9 protein-coding genes are annotated in these 9,701 nt (G+C 62.2%); 7 read left to right on the top strand and 2 right to left on the bottom strand.

Annotated features, from left to right (window positions below; all coding sequences use genetic code 11):
* Positions 1 to 27: 27 nt before the first annotated feature.
* A complete protein-coding gene (locus tag CO670_RS28390) occupies positions 28 to 777 on the bottom strand; it encodes a phosphoglycerate mutase family protein (protein WP_097593319.1) in 750 nt (249 codons plus the stop codon).
* A gap of 183 nt (positions 778 to 960) precedes the next feature.
* Between CO670_RS28390 and CO670_RS28395 the strand changes: the two genes are divergently transcribed.
* On the top strand, positions 961 to 1,773 hold the full coding sequence (locus CO670_RS28395) for a UDP-2,3-diacylglucosamine diphosphatase (RefSeq protein ID WP_097593335.1): 813 nt from the start codon (positions 961 to 963) through the stop codon (positions 1,771 to 1,773).
* Positions 1,774 to 1,938: 165 nt separating this feature from the next.
* Positions 1,939 to 3,156 (top strand): MFS transporter, encoded by a 1,218-nt coding sequence (locus CO670_RS28400; protein WP_097593320.1) that lies wholly within the window; start codon positions 1,939 to 1,941, stop codon positions 3,154 to 3,156.
* Here CO670_RS28400 and dgcA read toward each other — a convergent pair.
* Positions 3,108 to 4,091 carry an N-acetyl-D-Glu racemase DgcA gene (dgcA, locus tag CO670_RS28405; RefSeq protein ID WP_097593322.1) on the bottom strand — a complete coding sequence of 328 codons (984 nt, stop codon included), beginning with the start codon at positions 4,089 to 4,091 and terminating at the stop codon, positions 3,108 to 3,110. The genes CO670_RS28400 and dgcA overlap by 49 nt on opposite strands.
* A gap of 100 nt (positions 4,092 to 4,191) precedes the next feature.
* On the opposite strand from dgcA, the gene CO670_RS28410 reads away from it, so the two are divergent.
* The 5 genes from CO670_RS28410 (at position 4,192) to CO670_RS28430 (ending at position 9,622) form a co-directional block, all read left to right on the top strand.
* Positions 4,192 to 5,361, top strand: a complete 1,170-nt coding sequence (locus CO670_RS28410; RefSeq protein ID WP_176539043.1) for an MlaE family lipid ABC transporter permease subunit — start codon at positions 4,192 to 4,194, stop codon at positions 5,359 to 5,361.
* A 1-nt stretch (position 5,362) separates the two neighbouring features.
* Complete coding sequence (locus CO670_RS28415; RefSeq protein ID WP_097593325.1) at positions 5,363 to 6,208, top strand: ABC transporter ATP-binding protein; 846 nt, start codon at positions 5,363 to 5,365, stop codon at positions 6,206 to 6,208.
* 8 nt (positions 6,209 to 6,216) lie between these two features.
* Positions 6,217 to 7,587: an MlaD family protein gene (locus CO670_RS28420; RefSeq protein WP_097593327.1), complete on the top strand. Its 1,371-nt coding sequence runs from the start codon at positions 6,217 to 6,219 to the stop codon at positions 7,585 to 7,587.
* Between the two features lie 21 nt (positions 7,588 to 7,608).
* Positions 7,609 to 8,220: an ABC-type transport auxiliary lipoprotein family protein gene (locus CO670_RS28425; protein WP_097593328.1), complete on the top strand. Its 612-nt coding sequence runs from the start codon at positions 7,609 to 7,611 to the stop codon at positions 8,218 to 8,220.
* Between the two features lie 148 nt (positions 8,221 to 8,368).
* Positions 8,369 to 9,622 (top strand): sensor domain-containing diguanylate cyclase, encoded by a 1,254-nt coding sequence (locus CO670_RS28430; RefSeq protein ID WP_097593329.1) that lies wholly within the window; start codon positions 8,369 to 8,371, stop codon positions 9,620 to 9,622.
* The last annotated feature ends 79 nt before the right edge of the window (positions 9,623 to 9,701 follow it).

A 9,701-nucleotide genomic window follows, 5' to 3' on the forward strand; every position in this document is an offset into this window, starting at 1 on the left:
GATCAAGAACCGGCGGATTGCCTTGGGCTATCCGCCGGTTTTCGGCGCGAGCGTCACGTCGGCGCCATGGGCGTCTCGCAACTCATTTTCCTGTCCCGGCTGGCGGTCTGCGGCCTGATGCAGCAGGATCGTGTCGTAGCCTTGCCGGCGCGTCCCCTCGATCAGCGCGACGTCGGCATTTCCGGGATTGTCGGAGCGCTCGAACCAATCGACGGAATGATGCAGAAAATTCATTTCGACGGCGCGGTTGGTGACACCATGGCCGACGATCGCCACATTGTGGTCGCCGCTTTCGGCCTCGCGCATGACGGTCTGGAGGAACAGGCGCACCCGCTGCGCCACATCCGCGCGGCTTTCGCCATCCGGCGGCCGCGCATAGAACTTGCCGCTGTTATTGCGCAGCCTTGCCCATTTTTCGAATTCCTCCGGGAATTTCTGCTTCTGCTCGGCGTGATCGTAGATTTCGGTGAAGAGGCCGAAATCCTGCTCGCGCAGCAGATAATCCTCTCTGACATCGCCGACGAAACCTTCCGGCAGCGCTTGAAGCAGCGCATCCTTGCTCTGGCGGGTCCTCAGAAACGGCGAATACCAGATATGCAGCTTCTGGAAGCCCCGGCTCGGCAAGCCCTCGAGATAGGAGGCGATGACGGTGCCGGCCTCCGCCGCCTGGCGATAGCCCCATTGCGTCAGCGGCACGTTGTGATCGCCGAATTGGCGATACGCGCGCTCGTCGATGTTGCCGAGGGATTCGCCGTGGCGAACGAGAAAGAGACGCATCAGCCATCCCGCATTGTCCGATAGGAATCGGCGCCATCATGGACGTGCTGCATGCGCAGGGCAACATGCCATGCAGGGCGCGCAATTGCAGGGCTTTTCCCCAGTCTGTCATCTTCCTGAAACACGAGTCTGGTTTTGGAAGGCTAGTTGAAAGATGGGGCACGGGCATTGTTCGTGACAGACATGATGGAACCCAGACATTTCCGCACGATCTTCATTTCCGATGTCCATCTCGGCTCGAAGGCCGCGAAGGCTGATTTCCTGCTGGATTTCCTGCGCTACCACGAAGCCGATACGATCGTGCTCGTCGGCGACATCGTCGATGGCTGGCGCCTGAAGCGCAGCTGGTACTGGCCGCAGGTTTGCAACGACGTCGTCCAGAAGCTGTTGCGCAAGGCACGCAAGGGCACCCGCGTCGTCTACATCCCCGGCAATCACGACGAATTCCTGCGCGACTTCCCGGGCATGCATTTCGGCGGCATCGAAGTCGTCGAGCGCATGATGCATGACGGCGCCGACGGCAAGAAATACCTGATCCTGCACGGCGACGAATTCGATGTCGTCGTCCGTAACGCTCGGCTGCTCGCCTATCTCGGCGACTGGGCCTACGATACGGCGATCCGCATCAACATCCTGCTGGCGGCAGTCCGCCGCCGCCTCGGCATGCCCTACTGGTCGTTTTCCGCCTGGGCCAAGCTGCAGGTCAAGCATGCGGTCAATTTCATCGGCGAATTCGAGCGTGTCGTGGCGGAAGAAGCCCGCAAGAGCGGCGCCGACGGCGTCATCTGCGGCCATATTCACCACGCGGTGATCCAGGACATGGACGGCATCCGCTACATCAACACCGGCGACTGGGTGGAAAGCTGCACGGCGGTGGCCGAACACGAGGACGGCACCTTCGAGCTGATCACCTGGCGGGCACTTGCCAGCACCGTGCCGGCGCTTGTTGCCGTCGAGCGCGCCGAAGACGCGGAACTCGCCCCGCAGGCAGCCTGATTTCGGCGCCGTCGCTTCCCGCGGCGGCACGGCAGCAATTCAGCCGTTACCGCCAGGTGACAGGCCCTATTTATTTTCTAAAACGTTTCCGGACGGCTATTTCTCGCAATAGTCGCCTCCAGGGTGGTGTGTTAGGACAACAACCAGTTTCCTTCAGGTCCACCCATGATTCCCGCTCAACATCTCCCGGGTGAGGGAGCGCCGCCGCGCTTCCGGCTGCTCAGCGCGCTTTCCTATTGCGCGCCGCTGCTGGTCAACGGCGTCGTCCTGCCGTTCTTCCCCATATGGCTCGAAACCCACAGTTTCAGCGATCATGAGATCGGCATCATCCTTGCCATACCGATGGTCGTCCGCGTGCTGGTGGCGCCCGTGGTCGCGATGATCGCCGACCGCCTGAAGGAGCGCGCCGACGTGCTCCTCTGGTCCGGCTCCCTGTCGCTGCTGACGGCGATCGCGCTTTACTGGACGACCAGCTTCTGGCCGGTGACGATCGTCTTCGCGCTGCAGGGCGCCACTTTCGCGCCCTATGTGCCGGTGGTCGAATCGATCGTCATCTCCGGCGTGCGCCGCTGGGGTCTCGACTATGGGTCGATGCGCGTGTGGGGCTCGGTCGCCTTCATCGTCTCGACCCTGGTCGGCGGCCAGCTGATTGGCCGCTGGGGCGGCGGGATGGTGCTCGTCGTCATGGTGTTCGGTTTCACCATGACCGTCGTGATGGCGATCTTCTGTCCGCGTATCGGACCGACGCGCCGGCGCGGCCAGCCGATCGATCTCCCGGCCGCCACCGGCAGCGGCTTGCGCGAGCCGCATCTGCTACTGCTCCTGATCGGCGTCGCCATCCAGCAGTCGAGCCATGCGGTGCTCAACGCCTTTTCCTCGATCTACTGGCATCAGCTCGGCTTTTCCGGCACTGAGGTCGGCCTGCTCTGGAGTGCCGGCGTGGCGTCCGAGGTGACGGTATTCTTCCTGTCGAAGCGTCTCAACCGCCGCTTCAACGCCTGGACGCTGATCCGCTTCGGCTGCGCCGTCAGCGTCTGCCGATGGATCCTGTTTCCGATGAATGCCGGCTTTGCCGGCTTCTTCCTGCTGCAATGTTTTCACGGCTTCACCTATGCCTTCGTGCATACGGGCGTGCAGCGGCGGATCGTGGCGACGGTGCAGGAGACGCAGGAATCATCGGCGCAGGGCGCCTATTTCTTCTATGTCGGCATGGCGATGGGGCTGATGACCATCGCATCGGGTTATCTCTACGCCTGGCTCGGGCTCGTCAGCTATTACGTCATGGCGCTCGTCGCGCTTTCCGGCCTGGGGCTCGTGATCTACGCCTATTACCTTCAGCCCCAGAGGGTGCTTTCCGGTGGAAAGACCAGGGAAGCGCCATAATGCAGGCCGGGCTCGCGGTCGCGGGCGAGCAGCAGCGGACCGTCGAGATCGACAAAATCGGCATTCTGGGCGAGCAGCACCGCCGGCGCCATGGCAAGCGAAGTGCCGACCATGCAACCGATCATAATGGAAAAGCCGAGCCGCTCGGCTTCCGCCTTCATCGCCAGGGCTTCCGTCAGGCCGCCTGTTTTGTCGAGCTTGATGTTGATCGCGTCATAGCGGTCGGCAAGGCTTGCGAGATCGCCGGTGTGATGAACGCTTTCGTCGGCGCAGACGAGCAATGGACGCCGGATTTCGGCAAGCAGCGCATCCTGGCCGGCGGGCAAGGGTTGCTCGACGAGGGCGACACCCGCTTCCGCGGCGATCTGCAGGTGCCGTTCCAGCACTGCTTCCGGCCAGCCCTCATTGGCGTCGAGAATGATGGCGGCATCGGGTGCGGCCGCACGGACGGCGCGGATGCGGCTTTCATCGTCGCCGGTTCCGACCTTGACCTTGAGCAGAGCGCGGCCGGCGTGTTCGCGCGCCTGGGCGGCCATCACCTCCGGCTCGCCGAGCGAGATGGTGTAGGCGGTGGTGAGCGGCTTGAGCGCGGTGAGGCCGAGTCGAGCGGCGACGGCTTGGCCGGTGCGTTTTGCTTCGAGATCCCAGAGAGCGCAATCGACGGCGTTGCGCGCCGCACCCGGCGGCATTGCCGACAAGAGATCGGCACGCGAGATGCCGGCTTCAACAAGCGGGCGCGCGGCCTCGATCTGGGCGAAGACGCTCTCCATGGTCTCGCCGTAGCGGCGGTAGGGCACGCATTCGCCGTGCCCCGTGGCGCCTTCTTCGGTGAGGGTGCAGGTGATGACCTCGGCCTCGGTCTTTGCTCCGCGTGAGATGGTGAAAGCTCCGGCAATCGGAAAGGAATTCATCTGTATATCGAGGGTGCGCGGCATTATTGCTATCCTGCGAGCATGGAAATTGGACGTTGCTTCTGTATATTGTCGCCGGTCGGCGAACGATCCGCTTCGCGAGTCGGCAATGTCGCCGTAAGCCTTGAAAGACACAAGTATCTTGAACGCCGAGAATCGCAACGCCGCCTCGCTTGAAGTGGACGACCATGCCGATGGTTCAGGGCAGCACGTGCGTCTCAGCGGCAACTGGCGCAGCGCCTATGTGCATTTCGTTCTGCGCGATTTCGAGAAGCTTCGGCGACAGAAGACCGGCGATCTGACGCTCGATCTCTCGAATATTTCCGACATCGATACCGCCGGCATCTGGCTGCTCTGCCGGCTGAAAAAGGAAGAGGAAGCGGCCGGGCGCGCTGTCCGCTTCGAAGGTACCAATCCGCATATCGACGAAATGCTGGAGATGTTTTCCGAGGAGCCGGCCAAGGCGGAACCGGAGCAGAAGGAAAAGGTCTCGCTCGCCGCGCGCATCCTGGCGCCGATCGGCAAGATGACCTACGACGTCTGGGACAATCTGGCCGCCTCAATGTATATCCTCGGCTCGGCGGTGCGCGGCGCACAGATGAAGCTCGGCCGCGGCAGCGGCGTTTCGCCGGCCTCGATCGTCAACCAGATCGACCATATGGGCGTGCGCGCGGTTCCGATCATCCTGCTGATGTCGTTTCTGATCGGCGCGATCATCGCCCAGCAGGGCGCCTTCCAGCTGCGCTATTTCGGGGCTGAGGTTTTCGTCGTCGATCTCGTCGGCATCCTGCAATTGCGCGAAATCGGCGTGCTCCTGACATCGATCATGATCGCCGGCCGCTCGGGCAGTGCGATCACCGCCGAAATCGGCTCGATGAAGATGCGCGAGGAGATCGACGCGCTGAAGGTCATGGGGCTGAACCCGATCGGCGTGCTGATCTTCCCGAGGCTGGTGGCGCTGACCATTGCGCTGCCGCTTCTGACCGTGCTGGCGAACTTTGCCTCGCTCGCCGGGGCTGCCGTCGTCGCCTGGGGCTATTCCGGAATCACCTTCGCCAACTTCCTGGCGCGCCTGCACGAAGCGGTGACGCTGTCGACCGTGCTGTCGGGCATGATCAAGGCGCCGTTCATGGCGCTCGTCATCGGTATCGTCGCCGCCGTTGAAGGGTTGAAGGTCGGTGGCAGCGCCGAATCGCTCGGACAGCACGTGACGGCCTCCGTGGTGAAGGCGATTTTCGTCGTCATCCTGATGGACGGGCTTTTTGCGATGTTTTATGCAGCGATCGATTTCTAGTATGGCGGGCAGCGTGGACGAGCAACCGATCGAAAGCGAAGGACAGGGCAGGGATATCGTGCTCTCGGCGCGCGACGTCACCGTTGCTTTCGGTTCGAAAGTGGTGCTCGACAATCTGAACCTCGATATCTATCGCGGCGAAATCCTCGGATTCGTCGGTGCGTCCGGCACCGGCAAATCGGTGTTGATGCGCACGGTGCTGCGGCTGCTGCCGCGCCGTTCCGGCACGATCAAGATCCTCGGGCAGGACTTCGACGAGCTCGACGAACCGCAGCGCAATGCGCTCGACATGCGGCTCGGCGTGCTGTTCCAGCAGGGCGCGCTGTTCTCGTCGCTGACGGTGAAAGAGAATATCCAGGTGCCGATGCGCGAATATCTCGACCTGCCGCGCTCGCTGATGGATGAACTGGCGCATCTGAAGATCCGCATGGTCGGGCTTGCTGCCGATGCCGCCGACAAATATCCGTCCGAACTATCCGGCGGCATGATCAAGCGCGCAGCACTCGCCCGCGCGCTGGCGCTCGATCCGGAACTGGTGTTCCTCGACGAGCCGACTTCGGGCCTCGATCCGATCGGCGCGGCCGAGTTCGACGAACTGATCGCCAACCTGCGCGATAGTCTGGGATTGACTGTCTATATGGTCACACACGACCTCGATAGTCTGTTTTCGGTCTGCGACCGTATTGCCGTGCTTGGAAAGAAGCGGGTAATGGTGGAAGGCACGATCGACGACATGCTGGCCTATGACGATCCGTGGGTGCAGGCCTATTTCAAGGGTAAGCGGGCGCGATCAATCGTGCCGCAGGACAGTGGCGCGCGGCACGGCAACGGCAGCGGCGGGAAGTGACCGGATAGATGGAAACCAAAGCCAACTACACAATTGTCGGTTTTTTCACGGTGCTGGTGATCGCGGCGGCCTTCGGCTTTGTCTACTGGATGGCCGAATATGGCCGCGGCGGCCCGATGACCGAGCTGATCGTGCGCATTCCGGGCTCGGCCAACGGCCTCAGCGTCGGCTCGCCGGTGCGCTTCAACGGCATCCAGGTAGGCTCGGTGCAGACGCTGTCGATCGATGCCGACGATCCGCAATATTCGCTGGCCTTCACACAGGTGCGCACGGATGCGCCGATCTATCCCTCCACCAAGGCCGCGCTTGAAATCCAGGGCCTGACGGGCGCTGCCTATATCGAGCTGTCCGGCGGGCGCAAGGGCGAGGAAAGCATCCTCCAGCATGCGATCGACACCGGCAAACGCGCCGTCATCATCGCCGACCAGTCGAGCGTCACCAATCTTCTGGCGACTGCCGACAAGATCCTCGATCGCGCCAACGACGCGGTCGGCGAGCTGCAGGGTTTCATCGAGGATTCGCGTGGGCCGCTGACCGAGACCTTCAAGAATGCCGAGACCTTCTCGGACGCGCTGGCGAAGAATTCCGACAATATCGACGCCTTCCTGCAGAGCGTCGGCGAGCTCTCCAATACGGTGAAGGCCGTCTCCGGCCGGGTCGATTCGACGCTTCAAGCTGTGGAATCGCTGGTCAAGGCGGTCGACGCGCAGAAGATTGACAATATCGTCTCCAATGCCGAGAAGATCACCGCGAACGTCGCGGATGCTTCCGGCGATCTCAAGGGGGCGATCCAGAAGTTCGACGAGACGGCCACGACCTTCAACAATTTCGGCAAGCAGGCGCAGGCGACGCTCGACCGCGTCGATACGCTCGTCGCCCAGATCGATCCGGCGAAGGTGAAGGGTTCGGTCGACGACATCTCGCAGGCGACCAAGGATGCCCGCGCCGCCGTCGCCTCGATCCGCGATGTCGCCAACACGGTGTCGGCGCGCCAGAAGGATATCGACCAGACGATCCAGGATGTGTCGCAGCTTGCCAACAAGCTTAATTCGGCCTCGACCCGCATCGACGGCATTCTCATCAAGGTCGATGCGCTGCTCGGCACCGACAACACGCAATCGCTGTTCACCGAGGCGCGCGCGACGCTCGAATCCTTCAAGAAGGTCGCCGACAACCTGAATGCGCGCATCGGGCCGATCGCCGACAATCTGCAGAAGTTCTCGAGCGGCGGTCTGCGCGACGTGCAGACGCTCGTCAACGACATGCGCGGCACCGTGAACAATCTGAACGATACGATCACCAACTTCGACCGCAATCCGCAACGCCTGATCTTCGGTGGGGACACGGTCAAGCAATATGACGGCCGGACGCGGCGTTAACAGGGAAGTCAGGGGTAGCTTATGGTCGCATCGCATCTGTTGTCGCGCCGTTCATGGATCAGGGGAACGGTGATCGCGCTGCCGCTCACGGCGCTGATCCTTTCCGGGTGCGGCACGTCGGCCAAGAACGATACCTATGATCTTTCCGCTTCCGTCAGCGGCGACGGCCCGGCGGCCAAATCCCGCCAGATCCTGATCGCCGGCCCGACGGCGCTGAGGGCGCTCGACAGCGAGCAGATCGTCATCCGCGTGTCGCCGTCGGAAATCCAGTATCTGTCGCGGGCGCAGTGGGGCGACAAGCTGCCGCGCATGGTGCAATCCAAGCTGCTCGAAGCTTTCGAGAATTCCGGCAAGCTCGGCGGGGTCGGCATACCGGGGCAGGGGCTGGCGATCGACTACCAGGTCGTCACCGATATCCGCGCCTTCGAGATCGACGCCTCGAACGGCAACCAGGCGGTGGTCGAAATATCCGCGAAGATCCTCAACGACCGCAACGGCGCGGTGCGCGCCCAGAAGGTGTTCCGCGCGACGTCGCCGGCCGGCGGCGACAATGACGGCTTCGTCAAGGGCCTCGACCGCGCCTTCTCCGCGGTTGCTTCCGAAATGGTCACCTGGACGCTGCGCTCAATCTGAGATGGCTCCTAGGCCGTCTCCGCTTCGATATCGAGGGTTGTGAAGCCTGAAAAATTTGAGGCCGATGCAGTCCGGGGCCGCCATCGTATTCAATTTCTTCACAAATTTGTGGAACCCATCATGTTAACGCTGTCAGGAGGCATGCTGCATGGTGGTCGCACGCGTATTCGGAAAGTCGTCGTCGGAAGCCATCCAGCGCGAAAACGAGCGGCTGGCTGCGCTGCAGCAGCTCGATCTCCTCGACACGCCGAGGGACGAAGGCTTCGAGCGGATCGTACGCCTGATAAAGCAGATCTTCGCCATCGACATCGGCATCGTCTCCCTGATCGACGGGCATCGGCAATGGTACAAGGCCTGTTCCGGCCTGTCAGCCGACGAGGTGGCGCTCGATGACACGTTCTGCCGCTGCGTGGTGGACTGTGATGAACCAGTCATCGTGCAGGATGCAACCAAGGATTCACGCTTTGCGCGACATCCTTCGGTGACCGGCGCGGATCATATCCGCTTCTATGCCGGCGTTCCCTTGCGGACGAAGGCCGGGCATATGATCGGAACGGTATGCGCGATCGACCGCAGGCCGCGATCGTTCGGCAATAGAGACCTTGCCATTCTCGAGGAACTGGCGGGAGCGGCGATGGACCGCATCGAGCTCATGCAGTCTGCCGCCACCGACAGCCTGACGGAGGCGATGACCCGGCGTGCCTTCAAGCAGGAGGCCGATCAGCTGATTTCGCTTGCGCTGCGGCATCAGCACGACCTGTCATGCATCGTCTTCGATATCGACCACTTCAAGCGGGTCAACGATACGCATGGACATGCCGCGGGGGACGCGGTTCTCAAGGCGGTTGCGTCGATCTGCAAGGCAACGCTTCGCGTCGGCGATCTCTTCGGCCGCATCGGAGGCGAGGAATTCGCCGTCGTCCTGCCGCATGTCGATCGGGAAGGTTCGGTTGCGGTCGCAGAAAAGCTCAGAGCCGCCATCGCCTCCCAGCCGGTTTTCGGCGATCACGGTTCCCTGCACGTGACGGCCAGCCTTGGAACGTCGGCGCTTTCCATCGTCAGCAAGGACATAGAGACGCTGCTCGCTCAGGCGGACGCGGCGATGTATCAGGCCAAACGTGACGGACGGAACCAGTGCGTGTCGTGGAGCTCTATCCACGCCGATAACGCGATCGGCGCTCGGCGGCGGGTGCTGAAGGCGGGCTCGATATTGTTCAACGACCGGCGCTCGACCATCGACTGCACCGTAAAGTCCATCGGTTCCGAGAGCGCCGGGATTTCAGTTTCCAATACGACGGGCATTCCCTCGGAATTCATTCTCGCCATCAAGGGAGAAGGATTCGAAACGAATTGCCGGGTGATCGCGCAGGACCGGCAGCACCTGGAAGTGGCTTTCCGATAAAGCATGGTGCCGAAAAGTGCGAGCGGTTTTCGGCAACCTGTTCTAAGTGTTTAGTCCCGGCATTTGATGGATAGGGTCG

Origin of the sequence: Rhizobium sp. J15 (genome assembly GCF_002531825.1) — a bacterium.
Lineage (GTDB): Bacteria > Pseudomonadota > Alphaproteobacteria > Rhizobiales > Rhizobiaceae > Rhizobium.